This window comes from Streptomyces sp. NPDC002676 (assembly GCF_053592455.1).
Genome location: NZ_JBSFVT010000004.1, coordinates 280,315 through 296,107 on the forward strand (window position 1 = coordinate 280,315; position 15,793 = coordinate 296,107).

17 protein-coding genes are annotated in these 15,793 nt (G+C 71.7%); 10 read left to right on the forward strand and 7 right to left on the reverse strand.

Translation table 11 applies throughout. The features are described 5' to 3' along the window. The first annotated feature begins 16 nt into the window (after nt 1-16). Entirely contained in the window at nt 17-235 is a 219-nt protein-coding gene (locus tag ACWD3E_RS14565; RefSeq protein WP_451350678.1) for a hypothetical protein, read from the forward strand. 129 nt (nt 236-364) lie between these two features. On the opposite strand, the gene ACWD3E_RS14570 is transcribed toward ACWD3E_RS14565, so the two are convergent. Continuing rightward, nucleotides 365-1,012 carry an ATP-binding protein gene (locus tag ACWD3E_RS14570; RefSeq protein ID WP_451387882.1) on the reverse strand — a complete coding sequence of 216 codons (648 nt, stop codon included), beginning with the start codon at nt 1,010-1,012 and terminating at the stop codon, nt 365-367. Between the two features lie 119 nt (nt 1,013-1,131). Here ACWD3E_RS14570 and ACWD3E_RS14575 point away from each other — a divergent pair, with 119 nt between their 5' ends. The 3 genes from ACWD3E_RS14575 to ACWD3E_RS14585 all read left to right on the forward strand — a co-directional run bounded on the left by ACWD3E_RS14575 (nt 1,132) and on the right by ACWD3E_RS14585 (nt 3,170). Beyond that, a complete protein-coding gene (locus ACWD3E_RS14575; protein WP_451387883.1) occupies nt 1,132-1,983 on the forward strand; it encodes a helix-turn-helix domain-containing protein in 852 nt (283 codons plus the stop codon). Next, entirely contained in the window at nt 1,964-2,167 is a 204-nt protein-coding gene (locus ACWD3E_RS14580) for a DUF397 domain-containing protein (RefSeq protein WP_451387884.1), read from the forward strand. Before ACWD3E_RS14575 ends, ACWD3E_RS14580 begins: the two co-directional genes overlap by 20 nt. Nucleotides 2,168-2,234: 67 nt before the next feature. After that, a complete protein-coding gene (locus ACWD3E_RS14585) occupies nt 2,235-3,170 on the forward strand; it encodes a hypothetical protein (protein WP_451387885.1) in 936 nt (311 codons plus the stop codon). Nucleotides 3,171-3,275: 105 nt separating this feature from the next. Here the strand turns inward: ACWD3E_RS14585 and ACWD3E_RS14590 are convergent, their stop codons facing one another. Continuing rightward, nucleotides 3,276-4,889: a FadD3 family acyl-CoA ligase gene (locus ACWD3E_RS14590; protein WP_451387886.1), complete on the reverse strand. Its 1,614-nt coding sequence runs from the start codon at nt 4,887-4,889 to the stop codon at nt 3,276-3,278. An 83-nt stretch (nt 4,890-4,972) separates the two neighbouring features. On the opposite strand from ACWD3E_RS14590, the gene ACWD3E_RS14595 reads away from it, so the two are divergent. Genes ACWD3E_RS14595 through ACWD3E_RS14605 form a run of 3 tightly spaced genes read left to right on the forward strand, consistent with a single transcriptional unit; the run spans nt 4,973 to nt 7,361 of the window. After that, nucleotides 4,973-6,127 carry a lipid-transfer protein gene (locus ACWD3E_RS14595; RefSeq protein WP_451387887.1) on the forward strand — a complete coding sequence of 385 codons (1,155 nt, stop codon included), beginning with the start codon at nt 4,973-4,975 and terminating at the stop codon, nt 6,125-6,127. A gap of 56 nt (nt 6,128-6,183) precedes the next feature. Further along, nucleotides 6,184-6,591 carry a Zn-ribbon domain-containing OB-fold protein gene (locus ACWD3E_RS14600; protein WP_451387888.1) on the forward strand — a complete coding sequence of 136 codons (408 nt, stop codon included), beginning with the start codon at nt 6,184-6,186 and terminating at the stop codon, nt 6,589-6,591. Beyond that, on the forward strand, nt 6,588-7,361 hold the full coding sequence (locus ACWD3E_RS14605) for an enoyl-CoA hydratase/isomerase family protein (protein ID WP_451387889.1): 774 nt from the start codon (nt 6,588-6,590) through the stop codon (nt 7,359-7,361). The genes ACWD3E_RS14600 and ACWD3E_RS14605 overlap by 4 nt, the downstream gene beginning before the upstream one ends. Before the next feature lie 123 nt (nt 7,362-7,484). Here ACWD3E_RS14605 and ACWD3E_RS14610 read toward each other — a convergent pair whose 3' ends face one another. Both ACWD3E_RS14610 and ACWD3E_RS14615 read right to left on the reverse strand, forming a co-directional pair. Continuing rightward, nucleotides 7,485-9,854 carry an outer membrane protein assembly factor BamB family protein gene (locus ACWD3E_RS14610; RefSeq protein WP_451387890.1) on the reverse strand — a complete coding sequence of 790 codons (2,370 nt, stop codon included), beginning with the start codon at nt 9,852-9,854 and terminating at the stop codon, nt 7,485-7,487. Nucleotides 9,855-10,033: 179 nt separating this feature from the next. Then, nucleotides 10,034-10,786, reverse strand: a complete 753-nt coding sequence (locus tag ACWD3E_RS14615; protein WP_451387891.1) for a VOC family protein — start codon at nt 10,784-10,786, stop codon at nt 10,034-10,036. Between the two features lie 122 nt (nt 10,787-10,908). On the opposite strand from ACWD3E_RS14615, the gene ACWD3E_RS14620 reads away from it, so the two are divergent. Then, nucleotides 10,909-11,556: a TetR family transcriptional regulator gene (locus tag ACWD3E_RS14620; RefSeq protein WP_451350670.1), complete on the forward strand. Its 648-nt coding sequence runs from the start codon at nt 10,909-10,911 to the stop codon at nt 11,554-11,556. Nucleotides 11,557-11,641: 85 nt separating this feature from the next. Here the strand turns inward: ACWD3E_RS14620 and ACWD3E_RS14625 are convergent, their stop codons facing one another. Beyond that, nucleotides 11,642-12,094 (reverse strand): Lrp/AsnC family transcriptional regulator, encoded by a 453-nt coding sequence (locus tag ACWD3E_RS14625; RefSeq protein ID WP_451350669.1) that lies wholly within the window; start codon nt 12,092-12,094, stop codon nt 11,642-11,644. Nucleotides 12,095-12,176: 82 nt separating this feature from the next. On the opposite strand from ACWD3E_RS14625, the gene ACWD3E_RS14630 reads away from it, so the two are divergent. Beyond that, on the forward strand, nt 12,177-12,797 hold the full coding sequence (locus ACWD3E_RS14630; protein ID WP_451387892.1) for a LysE family translocator: 621 nt from the start codon (nt 12,177-12,179) through the stop codon (nt 12,795-12,797). Nucleotides 12,798-12,823: 26 nt separating this feature from the next. Here the strand turns inward: ACWD3E_RS14630 and ACWD3E_RS14635 are convergent, their stop codons facing one another. Continuing rightward, nucleotides 12,824-13,339 (reverse strand): nitroreductase family deazaflavin-dependent oxidoreductase, encoded by a 516-nt coding sequence (locus ACWD3E_RS14635; RefSeq protein WP_451387893.1) that lies wholly within the window; start codon nt 13,337-13,339, stop codon nt 12,824-12,826. Between the two features lie 20 nt (nt 13,340-13,359). Continuing rightward, the gene (locus tag ACWD3E_RS14640) at nt 13,360-14,547 is read right to left on the reverse strand and encodes an acyl-CoA dehydrogenase family protein (protein WP_451387894.1); all 1,188 of its coding nucleotides are present in this window, start codon (nt 14,545-14,547) and stop codon (nt 13,360-13,362) included. 76 nt (nt 14,548-14,623) lie between these two features. Between ACWD3E_RS14640 and ACWD3E_RS14645 the strand changes: the two genes are divergently transcribed. Further along, on the forward strand, nt 14,624-15,790 hold the full coding sequence (locus tag ACWD3E_RS14645; RefSeq protein ID WP_451387895.1) for a thiolase C-terminal domain-containing protein: 1,167 nt from the start codon (nt 14,624-14,626) through the stop codon (nt 15,788-15,790). Nucleotides 15,791-15,793: the final 3 nt, after the last annotated feature.

Sequence of the window (15,793 nt, forward strand, 5' to 3'; positions counted from 1 at the left end):
TCAGGGGAGCGGAGTCATGAGCAACGACAAGCCGAACGAGGCCGCGCCGGCAAACACCGAGACGCCGGCTGAGGTCACCACCATGAACAGCCATGCCACGATCGAGCCGGCGCAGATCACCACCATGAACAGTCACGCCACCATCGGCTCGCCGAAGATCACCGCCTCCACCACAGAGGCCACCACTGGTACGGCGACGCCGGACAACTCGCACGCCACCGACGAGAAGGCCTGACAGGGCCTTCCGTCACACGGGGGAGATCGGCCGCGGCGGCGCGGAGGGGGAGCCGTCGCGGCCGAGGCGCGTCAAGGGGGCGGTCCAGGTCATATGAGGGGCCGAGCGGATATTCGACCCCTTGCCTTGTCACTTGGCAGCCCTCGGAGACTTGGCAGCATCCACCCCACCCAGCTCGCACCACACCTTCTTGTGGTCCGCGCCCTGCTCCACGCCCCACCGCACCGCCACCGCACCGATCAGGGCGAGGCCGCGTCCGTTCTCGTCGGCGTCCACGGTGGGCAGGAGTACGGGGAGGGCCTGCTCGGCCGGGTCCGTGACCTCGACGCGGATACGGTTCCCATCCACCGTCCGGGCCACCCGTACACGGACTGAAGTCCCCTCTCCCACATGCCGGATGACGTTGGTGACGAGTTCGGTGACGCAGAGCTGAACCTCGGCGCAGGGGCCGCCCAGATAACGGCGGACGGTGCGGCGCAGGCCCTGGAGCGCCTTCGGTACGGCGACGAGTTCGACGTCCAGAGGCGGCAGGCTCGGCATCCGGCCGTCACCGCGCAGCACCTCCGCCAGCTTGCGTGCCGTCGCCATGTTGCAGTTGCCGAGTGCGACCAGGCCGGCCGGGGGCTCGTACCGGCCCGCGAAGCTCGGCAGGTCGACCCGGAGGGAGGGGAGGGTGATCCCACGGGCGGAAAGCGCCGCACGCAGGTCGTCCACGCAGAGGGTGGTGTCGTAGGCGGAGCCGGCGGAGCGGCGGGTGGGGGGATTCGAGGACGACACGGTTGCGTACGCCTTCCTGTGCTCTCTGTGATGAAACAGTCACACCCTGACGCCATCGCCGGTACCTTTTGAAGAGGTTTCGGCTACGCAGCACAACTGGCAAACGGCGGTGATGAATTGTGCCCCCACGCAAAGACCCCGACGCATCGGCCAACGTCCCCTCCTTCTACGGCGCCGAGCTGCGCTACCAACGGGAGCTGGCAGGCCTCACACTGGAACAACTGGCCGAGGGAAGCTTCCGAGGCGTTCCCTTCCTGAGCCAGATCGAGCGCGGTGAGCGACGCATGCCGATGGATCTGGCCCGGCACGTCGACAAGGTGCTGGGGACGGACGGGTTTTTCGAGCGGCGTTGCGAAGATGCGCGCAGGGCACGGCAGTCGGGGCATGCGGAGTACTTCGCGGATGTGGCCGAGATGGAGCAGCATGCGGAGACGATCGAGGAGTGGGCTCCGATGCTCGTTCCGGGGTTGCTGCAGACCCAGGCATACGCCGAGGCCGTCGTGCACACCTCGCTGCACTGGCTGCCGCCCGACACGGTCGACAAGCAGGTCCGGGCCCGGCTGAAGCGCGCGGAGATCTGGAAGCGCGAGGAGCGGCCCTCGTTCTGGGCAGTGCTGCACGAATCCCTCGTCCGCAAGCCTCTCCTGCCGCCCAGGGCGATGGCGGTTCAGCTGGAGCACATCGCTCACGTGATCCGCTCCACGCAGGGCGTTCTGCAGATCCTCCCGCAAACGGCAGCCGCCTACCCGTTCATGATGGGCATGATGAAGGTGATGACCTTCCCGGACGCCCCGCCGGTGGCCTACACCGAGGGCCTCCACAATGGCCAACTCATCGACTATCCAGCGCTCGTGAAGGACTACCGCAGGTCGTACGATCTGCTCAGGGCCGCGGCACTCCCGCCAGAGGCGTCCCTGGCCATGGTCGAACGAGCGGCAGAGGACTACCGAGATGGCAAGCACCGGGATTGACCTGAGCACCGCCGTGTGGCGCAGGAGCAGCTACAGCAACGGCAGCGGCGGCGACTGCGTCGAAGTCTCCGACGCCCACCCCGGCGTCGTCCCCGTCCGCGACTCGAAGAAGGCCCAGGAAGGGCCCGTGCTGCTCTTCCGGCCTCTCGCCTGGAGCGCCTTCCTCGGCTCGCTGAAGGACTGACCCGGCCTGACCCGCCCCGTTATCCACAGGGCAAGCAGCAGCTCACGGTTTCTGCGATCTTGCCCGGGTGGAGCGAAGGGACCTGAGGGCGCTGGCGGACAGGGGCGTCCTGCTCACCTCACGTGCCGTCGAGGCCGGCTGGCCTCGGCGCAGCCTCACGCGGGCGCTGCGGGCAGAGGGCTGGACCCAGCTTCGGCAGGGCGCCTGGGCCGAGCCGGGGCGGGAGCCGGACCTGATCACTCGGCTCCGGCCCGTGCTGCTCCGCGAACCCCGGCTCGTCGTGAGCCATGGCTCAGCGGCTGCCCTCTGGAGGATCGAGATGCTCGGCGGTGGCCGCAAGGCGCCATTGGAATTCATCGACCCGCAGCTCACCATCCGCCGCGTGGCCAGCGGCGTACGCGTGCACCGGACTCCGCTCAGCGTGAGGGACATCGTGGAACGACAGGGGTTACGGCTCACCGCCCCGGCACGCACGCTCGCCGACCTGCTCAGACGTGGCCCGAGGGACGAGGCGATCGTCGCGGTGGACTCGGCGCTGACGTACCGCCGGGTCGGACACGTCCGACGTGCGCCGCTGGCCACGCAGAACGAGATCGCTGCCGCGCTGCAGTCGGCCGCACAGGGATCGGTCCGCGCCCGGAGCTGGCTGCGCCTGAGCGATCCGCTCGCCGGTTCTCCTGCGGAGACCCTTGCCCGACTGCGCATGCACGACGCTGACCTCCATCCCGAGAGTCAGGCCGAGCTGCGCACCCCAGATGGCAGCCGCCGCGTCGTCGACTTCCTGTTCCGGGCGGCAGGGCTGGGAGTGGAGATCGAGGGGTACGCCTATCACGGCACTCGTGACGCCCACCGCCGGGACATCAACCGCTACAACCAGCTCCTCCGCTGCCCGGAGATCCGCAGCCTCCTCCGCTTCAGCGCCGAGGATGTTTTCCACCGACCTGCGTACATGGTTGAGGAGATCAGGGCCGCCCTGACTGACCTGGCCGGTGATTCCCGGTGACTGTTGGGGCCGCCCGCTTCTTGGCCAGTGTCGTGCTTCCGCGAGGCGAGTAAAGGGCGCTCCCAACGGTCACTTCACCAACACCGCCCTTCCGTAACTCCCCCTTCACCCCCGCCCCCACCCCCGCCCCCGCAACTCCGCCTTCGTCACCTTTCCGCTCGCGTTCCGCGGCAGCTCCCCTACGAACTCCACCGCCCTCGGCACCTTGTAGTTCGCCATCTCTCGGCGGGACCAGGCGATCAGGTCGTCCGCGGTCAGGGGGGAGTCGGGGCGGCGGACCACGAAGGCCTTGGCGACCTCGCCGAGGCGGGGGTCGGGGATGCCGATGACCGCCACGTCGGCCACTTCCGGGTGGAGGCCCAGCTGGCGTTCTATCTCCGCCGGGTACGCGTTGAAGCCGCCGACGATGAACATGTCCTTGATACGGTCGGTGATGTGGAGGTTGCCGGCCGGGTCGAGGACGCCCACGTCGCCCGTGTGCAGCCAGCCGTCCGGGGTCACGGCCTCCCTGGTCGCCTGCTCGTCCTCGTAGTAGCCGCGCATGACGTTGAAGCCCCGGACCAGGACCTCGCCCGGGGTGCCGGGGGGTACTGAAGTCCCCTGCGGGTCGACCACCTTCAGTTCCGTACCGGGGATCGCGCGGCCGGACGTCGTCGCGATCAGCTCGGGGTCGTCGCCCCGGCGGCACATCGTGACGATGCCGCTCGCCTCCGAGAGGCCGTACGCCGTCAGGACCGTGTCCACGCCGAGTTCGCCGCGCAGGCGTTCCACCAGTCGGAGCGGTACGACCGCCGCGCCTGTCACCACCAGACGGAGAGCCGAGAGGTCGTGGGCGTTCCGGGAGGGGTGGTCCAGCAGGGACTGGTGGAGGGTGGGTGGGCCCGGCAGGACCGAGATGCGTTCCGCCGCTATGTTCGCCAGCGCCGTGTCCACGTTGAACACCGGCTGCGGGATCATCGTCGCCCCGCGCATCAGGCAGGCGAGCACCCCGGCCTTGTAACCGAAGGTGTGGAAGAAGGGGTTGATGATCAGGTAGCGGTCCGAGGTGCGTAGACCCGCCAGGTCCGACCAGATCTCGTACGCTCGCAGGGTCTGGGCGTGCGTGATCATCGCGCCCTTCGGGCAACCCGTCGTGCCCGAGGTGAAGATGATGTCCGAGAGGCAGTCGCCGTCCACATCAGCGCCCCGGCCGCGCACTTCGGGTCCCGCTACCCCCTCCCCTCCCGCCAGGAAGTCCTTCCACGTGCGGAAGTCCTGGGGGGCGTCGTCCGACAGGACCACCACCTGTTCCAGGGCAGGCAGGCCCGGAAGTGGACCCCGGGCGCCCGTGTCACCCTGCGCACCCGCCGCCCTCCTCAGCGACGCCACGTACGACGTGCCCAGGAAGGTTCCCGTCACGAACAGGAGTCGTGCGCCGCTCCTGCGCAGCACGTCCGCCGCCTCCGTACCCTTGAAGCGGGTGTTCAGCGGGACGAGGACCGCGCCCGCCGACACCGCGCCCAGCGCCGCGACCATCCAGTCCAGGGAGTTGGGGGCCCAGATCGCCACCCGGTCGCCCACTGCCACCCCGCTCGCCATGCACGCCGCCGTCGCGCGCTCCACGCGGGCGCCCAGTTCCGCGTACGTGATCCGCGTACGGCCCTCCACCACCGCCTCGGTGTCCGCGTATCGCTCGGCCGACCACTGGATCAGCTCCGGGATGGTGTCCCAGTCACTCATAGCAGCCCCCTACGGCATAGCTGACTGTCCGTCAGATTAGCTGTAATCTGACGGACAGTCAGCCAGTGGAAGGGGGCCACACCATGGCAGGATCCGGGTTGAAGGACGCCACTGCCATCGTCGGGATCGGGCAGACCGCATTTGCCAAGCACCTTCCCGAAGGCGAGAAGACCCTCGCCTGCCGTGCCGTCCTCGCCGCCCTCGACGACGCCGGGATCGCCCCCGGCGAGGTCGACGCCCTCGCCTCCTACACCATGGAGGAGACGGATGAGGTGGAGCTGGCCAAGGCCGTCGGGTTCGGGGATCTGACCTTCTTCAGCAAGGTGGGGTACGGAGGCGGTGGTTCATGTGCCACCGTGGCCCATCTCGCCGCCGCCATCGCCTCCGGGCAGGCCACCGTCGGCGTCGCCTGGCGGTCGCGGAAGCGGGGATCCGGGCCCCGGCCCTGGACGAACACCAGCGCCCAACTCCCCACTCCCGCCCAGTGGACCCGGCCCTTCGGGCTGCTGCGGCCCGCCGACGAGATCGCCATGCTCGCCCGCCGCTACATGCACGAGTACGGCGCCACCCGGGATCATCTGTTCAACGTCGCTCTCGCCTGCCGGAACCGGGCCAACCAGAACCCCGCCGCCGTGATGTACGAACGGCCGCTGACCCGCGAGATGTACATGACCTCCCGGTGGATCAGCGAACCCCTCTGCCTCTTCGACAACTGCCTGGAGACGGACGGCGCCCTCGCCTGCGTACTCGTCAGCAGGGAGCGGGCGCGGGACTGCGCCAAGAGGCCCGTGTACGTCCACTCCGCCGCCCAGGGGCTGCCCGCACAGCACCACGGCATGGTCAACTACTGGACCGACGACCCGCTCACCGGGCCCGCCTGGACCGCCGCCCGACACCTGTGGAAGCACGCCGACTTCACGCCCGACGACGTGGACGTGGCCCAGATCTACGACGCGTTCACCCCCCTCATACCCCTCTCCCTGGAGGGGTACGGGTTCTGCGGGCGCGGGGAGGGCGGGGCGTTCACCGAGCAGGGGGCGCTGGAGATCGGGGGGCGGCTGCCGATCAACACCGGGGGCGGCGGGCTCAGCGAGGCCTACGTGCACGGATTCAACCTCATCAACGAAGGGGTGAAGCAGCTGCGGGGCACCAGTACCGCGCAGGTTCCCGGGGCCGCCACCTGCCTCGTCACCGCCGGCGAAGGCGTCCCCACCTCCGCCCTCCTGCTGAGGAACTGAGGAGCCGAGGAACTGAGGAACCGAGGAACTGAGGAACCGAGGAGTTGAACCCCAGCATGCTGACTCCCGTCACCGATACCGACGGCGCTCCCTTCTGGGAGTACGCCGCCCGTGGCGAGCTGCGCGTCCAGGTCTGCGGCGACTGCGCCGTACCCCGCTTCCCGCCCCGGCCCTGCTGCCCGCACTGCCAGTCCTTCGCCGGCGAGTGGCGGCCGGTCTCGGGGCGCGGGCGCGTGTGGTCGTACGTCGTGCCGCATCCTCCGCTGCTGCCCGACTACGCGGTCCAGGCCCCGTACAACGTCGTCCTCGTGGAGCTGGAGGACGCCCCGGGCATCCGGCTCGTGGGGAACGTCGTGCGCGAGGCGGGAGCGGAGCTCAACTCCCTTGATCCGCACGGTCTGAGGATCGGCGCCCGGGTTCAGGTGGTCTTCCGCGACGGGCTTCCGCAGTGGGTGCCCGCGTGAGCACCCTCCGCCTCACCGTCGACAAGGACACCGGCGTCGCGGTCGTCACCCTGGACCGGCCCTCGCGGCTCAACGCCATCGACCTGGTCATGGTGCGCGAACTTGCCGATGTCTGGCGGGCGTTGCGGTTCGACGACTCCGTCCGCGCCGTCGTCCTCACCGGCGCCGGGGAGCGGGCCTTCTGTACCGGGATCGACCGGGACGTCGTCGTGCCGCAGCCCTCGTCGCCGTACATGCAGGACGATCCGCTGCTCGCCGTCGGGCCGAAGGCGAACGACCTGTGGAAGCCGGTCGTGGCCGCCGTGCGGGGCATGGCCTGCGGCGGGGCCTTCTATCTGCTCGGGGAGAGCGAGTTCGTCGTCGCCGACGGTACCGCCACCTTCTTCGATCCGCACACGACGTACGGCATGGTCAGCGCCTATGAGTCCGTGCTGATGCAGCAGCGGATGCCGTACGGAGAGGTCGCTCGGATGATGCTCATGGGGAGCGCCGAGCGGATCTCGGCTCAGCGGGCCTACGAGATCGGGCTCGTCTCCGAAGTCGCCGAAGAAGGCGCGGCGTTGGACGTCGCCCTGCGGTGTGCCGCCGTCATCGCCGGGCATCCCGCCGAGGCCGTGCAGGGGACAGTGCGGGCGCTGTGGGCGGCCAAGGAGGCCGCGCGTGCGCATGCCTACGCGCAGGCGCCGCAGCTCATCGCGCTCGGCAATCTGCCGGTCGAGCGGCAGGCCCAGCTGTTCACGGGGCGGCGAGCGGGGTTCCGGCTGCGCTGACCGTCCGCCCCGTGGAACCCCCTGGCGGGTGTCCCGCGCCGGAGGTAGCGTCAGCCGTGAGACGGCCGCCGTTCGGGGCCCTTCCGTATGAACCGGTACGACGGCCGTCCCCCAGGGGGTCTATCAGGCCGTACGTGCCGTTCCCGTGCCCTTCTCCGCGTCCAGCGCGTACACGCACCGGTCCTTGCTGCACGCGTACACCACCCCGTCCTGCACCACGGGCGAGCCGGTGATCTCGCCGCCCGTCGCCAGCTTCCAGCGCAGGCGGCCGTCGTCGGCCTTGAGGGTGTAGAGGAGGTGGTCGGTGGAGCCGAAGTGGATGCGGCCCTCGGCCACCGCGGGGGCGCCGACGACCTCGCCGCCCGCCTGGAACCGCCACTTCGGGGTGCCGGTGACCGCGTCCAGGGTGTAGAGGCCCTTGCCGCTGCCCACGTGGACGTGGCCCGCCGCCACCAGGACCGGCTCTATCGACGAGCGGGCCTCGGTGGCGATGCGCCAGCGGTCGCGGCCGTCGGTGGCGTCGAGGGCGTAGACCGTGCCGAGGTAGTCGGCGAGGTAGACGCCGCCGCCGGTGACCGCGGGGCCGGGGACGAAGGCGGGCGGGCACAGGAAGACCGCCGGGGCCTCGAAGTGCCAGCGCACCATGCCGCTGGCCACGTCGATCGCGAGGACGCGGGTGCCGGCGGAGACGTAGACGTAGCCGTCGGGGGCCGGGGCGATGCGGACCGGGACGCCGCCGCAGGAGGCCGCGTCGCCGATGGGGTACGACCAGCGCTCCTCACCGGTGCGGGCCTCCAGGGCGCGCAGCCGGGCGTCCTGCCAGACGTAGACCGTGCCGTCGTGCACGAGCGGGCCGGCCTCGGGGGACTCGAAGTCGGTCTGGCAGCCGGAGATCTCCCACAGCTTCTGGCCGCTCGATGCCTCCCAGGCCTGGGCGCCGCCGCCACGGGTGCCGGTGACGACGGTGCCGTGGTCGGCGTTGAGGGAGTACACCCAGGAGTCCGTGGACAGCCGCCACAGGTCGGTGCCCTCGCGGGCGTCCAGGGCGAAGAGGGTCGGGCCGTCGGAGGCGTGGATACGGCCGTCCGCGACTGCCATCGACCAGGCGACGTCGCGGGTCTTGAAGCGGCGGCGGCCGGTGGACACGTCCAGCGCGTGCACCTCGAAGGAGGTGACGTAGACGAGGTCGTCGTCGACGGCGGGGGTGCCCCAGACGTCGTTGGACATGCGGAAACGCCAGGGGCGCCAGCCGGAGGGGGACTCCGGGGGCGCCGCCGGGGCGGGCGGTACGACGGGGTCGGCGGCGGCCACGCCGGGGCGGGGGCGGGACCAGGTCGCGACCAGGCCTGCCTCCGGCGGGGGTGCCTTGACGGCGGCGGCGCGGGCGTCGGCGACCCGGGGGCCGGGGCCGATGGGCACCTGGGCGCCGGCCAGCCGGACCGGACCCGTGTCGGGCGCGCCCACACCGACCGGTGCGGGGGCCGGGACCGAGACGGCGGGGTCGTAGGACGGCGGCGGGGGGACAGGCCCTCTGCCGCCGCCACCGATGCCGCCGCTGCGCGGGCCCGGCGCGGTCGGGGCCGGCTTGGCGGCGGGACGGCCGCCGCGGCGGGCCTCGATCAGGGCGACGGCCTTCTCGGGCAGCCAGGCGGAGGCGGTGCCGCTGTCGTCGGAGCCGGAGCCGAAGAGGTGGGGGGCGAGCTGGGCCTGGAGGTCGGCGGGGCTGGGGCGGCCGGTCGCCTCCATCTGCATGCAGAGCTCGATGAGCGGGCGCAGCTCGTCCGGGAGGCCGGTGAGGTCCGGGCCCTCGCGCAGCAGCATGAAGACCGTCTCGACCGGGTTGGCGCCGTGGAAGGGCGGGTGGCCGGTGGCGGCGAAGACCAGCATGGAGCCGAGCGAGAAGACGTCGCTGGCGCCGGTGACGCTGCGGGAGTCCTTGGCCTGCTCGGGGGACATGTAGGCGGGGGTGCCGACGGCGACGTTCGTCATCGTCAAGCGGGTGTTCGAGACGCCGGAGGCGATACCGAAGTCGATCACCCGGGGGCCGTCCTCGACCACGAGCACGTTGGAGGGCTTCAGGTCGCGGTGGACCAGGCCCGCGCCGTGGATGGACTGGAGGGCCTCCGCGACGCCCGCGGCGAGCCAGCGCACCGCCTGGGCCGGGAGCGGCCCGCAATCGTTCACTATCTCTTCGAGGGAGGGCGCGGGGACGTAGGCGGTGGCCAGCCAGGGCACTGCGGCCCGGGGGTCGGCGTCCACCACGGCCGCCGTGTAGAAGCCGGAGACCGCGCGGGCCGCCTCCACCTCGCGGGTGAAGCGGACGCGGAAGAGCTGGTCCTCGGCCAGTTCGGTGCGCACCGTCTTGATCGCCACGCGCCGGCCGGACGCCGAGCGTGCCAGATAGACCAGCCCCATGCCGCCGGCGCCCAACCGGCCCAGCACCTCGAACGGCCCGATCCGCCGCGGATCGTGCTGCGTCAGCTGATCCACCACTTGCCTGCCACCTCCCCGTACAAGCCGCGCCACCCATATCCGGACGCGGCCGAAGTGCAGCGTCTCACCACCGCACCGCCATGGCGGCACGCACCCTGATTCTTCCTGGCCGGGGCCCCGGTTGCGAACCCGGTGAGAAATCGGGGTGTCTGCGGATGTCTCCGGACAGAGTGGACGTATCAGCGCTGCAGCAGCGCGAACGACGCCCCCTGATTGTCGGTGACCACGGCCACCCGTCCGTACGACGTCTCGAAGGGCGGCGCCTGCACCCGCCCGCCGAGCCGCTGCACGGCCCCGAGGGCGTCGTCCAGCTCCGTGACCCGGAAGTGGGTGAGGAAGTGCGGGGGCATCTCGGCCGGGAACACCTCGGTGACGTGCGCGCGCCCGAAGTCGGGCTCGGCGTCGGTGCCGAACAGGGCGTCGTGGAAGAGGCTGCCGTAGAAGGTGTTGGCGGCGGCGGTGTCCCGGGTGTACAGCTCGGCCCAGACGAAGGTGCCGGGGGCGTGCCGGCGCCCGAAGCCCCGGTGCCTGCCCGCCTGCCACAGGCCGAACACCGCACCCTCGGTGTCGGCGGCGAGGGCGGCGACCCCGAGGTCGCCCACCGGGAACGGAGCCATGACCACCTGCCCGCCCACCTCGGTGATCCGCCGGCACAGCGCCGTGGCGTCCGGGGTGGCGAAGGAGACCGTCCAGACGGTGGGCATGCGGCCGTCCGTCTTCGGGGCCAGCGAGGCGACGGGCTCCCCCGCCAGCCGGGCCCACACGGAGGAGCCGTACGCGTCCTCGAAGGTCCACCCGAAGAGCTCACCGTAGAACCGCTTGCCCGCCTCGACGTCGGAAAGCCGGGCGTCCACCCAGCAGGGGACGCCTTCGCCGTACGACCCGGCCCGTCCGTACGCCTCTTCGTTCACGGATGCCCTGTTTTCGGCCATGCCGCCAAAGTAACCGGGCCGCCCGCACCGCGCAGACCAGCCACACCACCCTCAGTGCGCCCGCGCACCCCATTTGCAGTCGGCCGAATCGCGCTCCGATCACCCCTCGGTAAGCTGACGGCATGACAGGACAAGTGCGTACCGTCGACGGCCGCGTGGCCGGTCGGCGAGGGCAGGCGACCCGGCAGAAGCTGCTCGACTGCCTCAGCGAGATGCTCAGCTCCTCCCCTTACCGGGACGTCAAGGTCATCGATGTCGCCCGGAAGGCGGGGACTTCGCCCGCGACCTTCTACCAGTACTTCCCGGACGTCGAAGGTGCCGTCCTGGAGATCGCGGATCAAATGGCCGCCGAGGGCGCCGGGTTGACCGAACTCCTGGAAGGGCGCACCTGGGGCGGCAAGGCGGGCTGGCAGACCGCCCAGGAACTCGTGGACGGGTTCCTGGAGTTCTGGCGCAAGCACGACGCCATCCTGCGCGTGGTCGATCTCGGCGCCGCAGAGGGGGACAAACGGTTCTACAAGCTCCGCATGAAGATCCTCAATTCGGTCAACAACTCCCTCGCCGAAGCCATCGCCGAACTCCAGGCCAAGGGCAGGGTCGACAAGGACGTGAACCCGGCCGCGATCGCCGGCTCACTGGTCGCGATGCTCGCGGCGGTCGCCTCGCACCAGAAGGGCTTCCAGACCTGGGGTGTGAAGCAGGCCGAACTGAAGCCGAACCTGGCGCTGTTGGTGCACCTGGGCGTGACCGGCAAGAAGCCGACGAAATAAGACGAAGCAACACCATTTTTTCGTCCGGTTCCAAGTCCTGTCTGGCAGGCGGTGGTTCACTCTCGGTGAGCCGCCGCCTGCGCTGCTATGCGGGCAGTGGACGGTCCCGCACCACGTGCTTCATCACCAGCGTCGAGGTGAGCCGCTGCACCCCCGGCAGGGTCGCGAGCCGCTCGTCGTACAGTCGCTGGAAGGCGGCGAGGTCGGCGGTGGCCACCCGCAGCAGGTAGTCGGGCTCCCCGAACAGCCGCTGGGCGTCGAGGACGTGCTCCAGCTCGCTGATGGCCCGCTCGAACTCGGCGACCGTGTCCCGGTCCTCCTGCCGCATGGACACGAAGACCAGCGCCTCGAAGTTCAGCCCGAGCGAACCCGGGTCCACGATCGCCCGGTAGCCCTGGATGGCGCCGGACCGCTCCAGCTCGCGCAGCCGCCGGTGACACGGCGAGACGCTGAGCCGCACCCGCGCGGCCAGCTCGGTCACGGTCAGCCGCCCGTCCTGTTGCAGCTCGGCAAGGATTTTCCGGTCCACGTCGTCCATGAGGAAGATATTTGCCCAGATCCCGCGATCGTGGGCAAACTTCAGGAACACCTTTGGGCCATTCACGCCTAATGTCCCCGTCATGAACTCGGGACTGCTCCTCTCCTTCCTCGCCGTCGACCTGCTGCTGGTGTGCGTGCCGGGCGCCGACTGGGCGTACGTCATCGCCACCGCCCTGCGCGGCCGGCCGGTGACCCGCGCGGTCGCGGGCCTGGTCAGCGGGTACGCCCTGCACACGGTCCTGGCGACGGCGGGCCTCGCGGTCCTGGTGGCGGGCTCGCCGCAACTGCTGACGGCCCTGACCGTGGCGGGCGCCGGGTATCTGCTGTGGCTGGGGTGGGGGGTGCTGCGCCGCCCGGCGGTCCCGGACGCGGCGGCCGAGACTCCCGGCACCGACCGGCGGCTCTTCCTGCGGGGCGCCACGATCAGCGGCCTGAACCCCAAGGGCCTGCTGCTCTACCTCTCCGTGCTGCCCCAGTTCCTCACCCTGCGCGGCGCCCACCTGCCCGTCCCCGCGCAGACGGCCGCCCTGGGCCTGCTGCACATGGCGTGCTGCGCGGCCGTCTACCTGACCGTCGGCGCCCTCGCCCGCGCCCTGCTGGCCGCCCGCCCGGCCGCGGCCCGCGCGGTCACCCGCACCTCGGGTGCGGCGATGCTCGGCATCGGGGCGTTCCTGCTGGTGGAGCGGCTGGCGACGTTTTAGCCGACACCGACAACGCCGCGTGCCCCCTACCCGGCGTGACCCTGCCCGGTGCGCGGAGGCCCCTCGTCCCGGGTGATCCGGAACAGCCGGATCTCGCGCTCCACCCGGGCCTGATAGGCGGCGTACGGCGGCCAGAAGGCGAGGGCGGCCTTCCAGGCGGTGGCCCGCTCCTCGCCGGTGAGCAGGCGGGCGGTGACCGGGATGTCCTCGCCCCGCCAGCTGACGGAGGCCTGCGGATGGGCGAGCAGGTTGTGGGTCCAGGCGGGGTGGCCGGTGCGCCCGAAGTTGGAGCCGACGAGGATCCAGCTCCGGCCGTCCGCCTCCGGCAGGCAGGCCAGCGGGGTCCGGCGGGGCTGCCCGCTGCGGGCGCCGGTGGAGGTGAGGATCAGGCCCGGCAGCAGCTGGGCGCTGAGCAGCACCTTTCCCCGGGTGAGGCGGTGTACGGCGCGGTCCAGGGCGGGGACGACGTGTGGGGCGGTCTTCGCGAAGAGGCGGGTGGACGACACCTTCTGAACCGCTCGCACGCCGATTCCGGCCCGCACGCCGTCACCTCTCCCGGCCCTCACACCGCCACCTCCCCGTGCGCGAAGAGCCCCGCGGTCTCGGCGGCGCGGTCCCGCAGCCGGTGCACCGGGCCGAACAGCAGCTCGTCACCGGCGGCCCGCTTGAAGTACAGGTGGGCGTCGTGCTCCCAGGTGAACCCGATGCCGCCGTGCAGCTGGATGCCCTCGGCGGAGGCGAGCCGCAGCGCTTGCAGCGCCTGGGCGAGCGCGAGCCCTCCCACCGACTCACCCTGCGCCGTCGCCCAAGCGGCGTAGTACGCGGCCGACCGCGCCGCCTGTACGGCCACGTACACGTCCGCCAGCCGGTGCTTCACGGCCTGGAAGGATCCGACGGGCCGCCCGAACTGCTCGCGTTGCCCGACGTACTCCACGGTCCGCTCCAGCACCCGGTCGGCGGCCCCCACGGCCTCGGCGGCCAGCACGGCGGCGGCGCCGTCTCCGAGCCGGGCGAGGGCGCCGAGTACGTCGGCCTCCTCGCCCTCTCCGAGCAACTCGACTCGTGCGTCCCGGAGTTGGATCCTGCCCTGCGGCCGGGTGGCGTCGAGGGCGGTCTGCCGGGTCCGTACGACCCCCTCCGCGTCCCCCGCCACGAGGAAGAGGAGGGTGCGGTACCGGGCGAAGCCGCCGGTGTGTGCGGCGACGAGCAGCAGGTCCGCGCTGTGCCCGTCCAGCACCTGGTCGGCCTGCCCGTACAGCCGCCATCCGTCAGCGGTGCGCCGGGCCTGCACTCCCCCGGCCCGCCCACCGCCGGCCCACTGCCCGCCGTTGCCGCCGGTCAGGGCGAGCGCGGCGGCGAGGGCGGGCCCGGGAACGGCGAGGGCGGCGGTGCGGGTGCCGGCGGCCAGCCGGGGCAGGAGGCCGGCGCGCTGGGCCTCGGTGCCCAGGGCAAGGATCAGCGGGGCGGCGAGGACGGCGGTGGCGAACAGCGGGGAGGGGGCAAGAGCCCGGCCCACCTCCTCGCAGGCGAGGGCGAGTTCGGTGACCGCGCAGCCGACACCGCCGTACGCCTCGGGCAGGGCGAGCCCGGGCAGGCCGAGGCGTTCGGCGAGGGCGGTCCACAGGGCGGGGTCGTACCCGGCCGGGCTGTCGACGGCGGCCCTCAGCTCGGCGGAGCCACAGCGCTTGTGCAGCAGCTCGCGCAGGGTACGGCGGATCTCGTCCTGCTCGGCGGTGAGGCGGGTGTCCATGGCTCTTCCCTCCGCATCTGACGGACCGTCATATTAGGAGGGCCGGAACGAGATGCCCAGGGGGAGGAGCCCTCTCATGACGCGCGGGAGCCGGAAAGTCGCCGTGGTCGGCGTGGCCCTGTCCGACTGCGGACGCGTGGACGACGCGACTGCGTACGCCCTGCACGCCCAGGCCGCCCGCCGGGCCCTGGCCGACGCGGGCCTGGACCGCACGGCGGTCGACGGCTTCGCCTCCGCCGGGCTCGGCACCCTGGCGCCCGTCGAGGTCGCCGAGTACCTGGGCCTGCGCCCCACCTGGGTGGACTCCACCTCGGTCGGCGGCTCGACCTGGGAGGTCATGGCGGCCCACGCGGCGGACGCGATCGCGGCGGGCCACGCGAACGCCGTCCTGCTGGTCTACGGCTCGACCGCGCGGGCGGACGTCAAGGCCGGCCGCAGGACGGGCAACCTGTCGTTCGGCGCAGGCGGCCCCCTCCAGTTCGAGGTCCCCTACGGCCACACGCTGATCGCCAAGTACGCGATGGCGGCCCGCCGGCACATGATCGAACACGGCACGACGATCGAGCAGTTGGCGGAGGTCGCGGTCCAGGCGAGGGCCAACGCGGCCCTCAACCCCGGGGCGATGTTCCGCGACCCGGTCACCGTCGACGACGTCCTGTCCGGCCCGATGATCGCCGACCCCTTCACCAAGCTCCACTGCTGCATCCGCTCGGACGGCGGCGCGGCTGTGCTGCTGGCGGCCGAGGAGTACGTACGGGACTGCCGTACGGCCCCCGTCTGGATCCTCGGCACCGGCGAGCACGTCTCCCACGCCACGATGTCCGAGTGGCCGGACTTCACCGTCTCCCCGGCGGCGGTGAGCGGTCGGCTGGCCTTCGAACGGGCCGGGGTGCGCCCGGCCGAGATCGACTTCGCGGAGATCTACGACGCCTTCACCTACATGACCCTGGTGACCCTGGAGGACCTGGGCTTCTGCGCGAAGGGCGAGGGCGGGGCGTTCGTGGAGAAGGGCCGGCTGCTGGTGTCCGGAGAACTCCCCGTGAACACGGACGGGGGTGGCCTGTCCGCCCAACACCCCGGCATGCGCGGGCTGTTCCTGTTGGTGGAGGCCGTGCGGCAGCTGCGCGGGGAGGCGGGCGAGCGACAGGTACGGCGGCGGGACGGCGGGTTGCCGCGGCTCGGCGTCGCCTCCGGGACCGGGGGGTGGTTCTGCTCGTCGGGGACGGTGGTGCTGGGCCGATGAACC

Excerpts from the sequence above, each read along its gene's own strand:
- ACWD3E_RS14590 (WP_451387886.1), bottom strand. The coding sequence starts at position 4,889 with ATGAGTGACTGGGACACCATCCCGGAGCTGATCCAGTGGTCGGCCGAG.
- ACWD3E_RS14625 (WP_451350669.1), bottom strand. The coding sequence starts at position 12,094 with ATGGACGACGTGGACCGGAAAATCCTTGCCGAGCTGCAACAGGACGGG.
- ACWD3E_RS14595 (WP_451387887.1), top strand. The coding sequence starts at position 4,973 with ATGGCAGGATCCGGGTTGAAGGACGCCACTGCCATCGTCGGGATCGGG.
- ACWD3E_RS14630 (WP_451387892.1), top strand. The coding sequence starts at position 12,177 with ATGAACTCGGGACTGCTCCTCTCCTTCCTCGCCGTCGACCTGCTGCTG.
- ACWD3E_RS14620 (WP_451350670.1), top strand. The coding sequence starts at position 10,909 with ATGACAGGACAAGTGCGTACCGTCGACGGCCGCGTGGCCGGTCGGCGA.
- ACWD3E_RS14565 (WP_451350678.1), top strand. The coding sequence starts at position 17 with ATGAGCAACGACAAGCCGAACGAGGCCGCGCCGGCAAACACCGAGACG.
- ACWD3E_RS14600 (WP_451387888.1), top strand. The coding sequence starts at position 6,184 with ATGCTGACTCCCGTCACCGATACCGACGGCGCTCCCTTCTGGGAGTAC.
- ACWD3E_RS14615 (WP_451387891.1), bottom strand. The coding sequence starts at position 10,786 with ATGGCCGAAAACAGGGCATCCGTGAACGAAGAGGCGTACGGACGGGCC.
- ACWD3E_RS14640 (WP_451387894.1), bottom strand. The coding sequence starts at position 14,547 with ATGGACACCCGCCTCACCGCCGAGCAGGACGAGATCCGCCGTACCCTG.
- ACWD3E_RS14580 (WP_451387884.1), top strand. The coding sequence starts at position 1,964 with ATGGCAAGCACCGGGATTGACCTGAGCACCGCCGTGTGGCGCAGGAGC.
- ACWD3E_RS14645 (WP_451387895.1), top strand. The coding sequence starts at position 14,624 with ATGACGCGCGGGAGCCGGAAAGTCGCCGTGGTCGGCGTGGCCCTGTCC.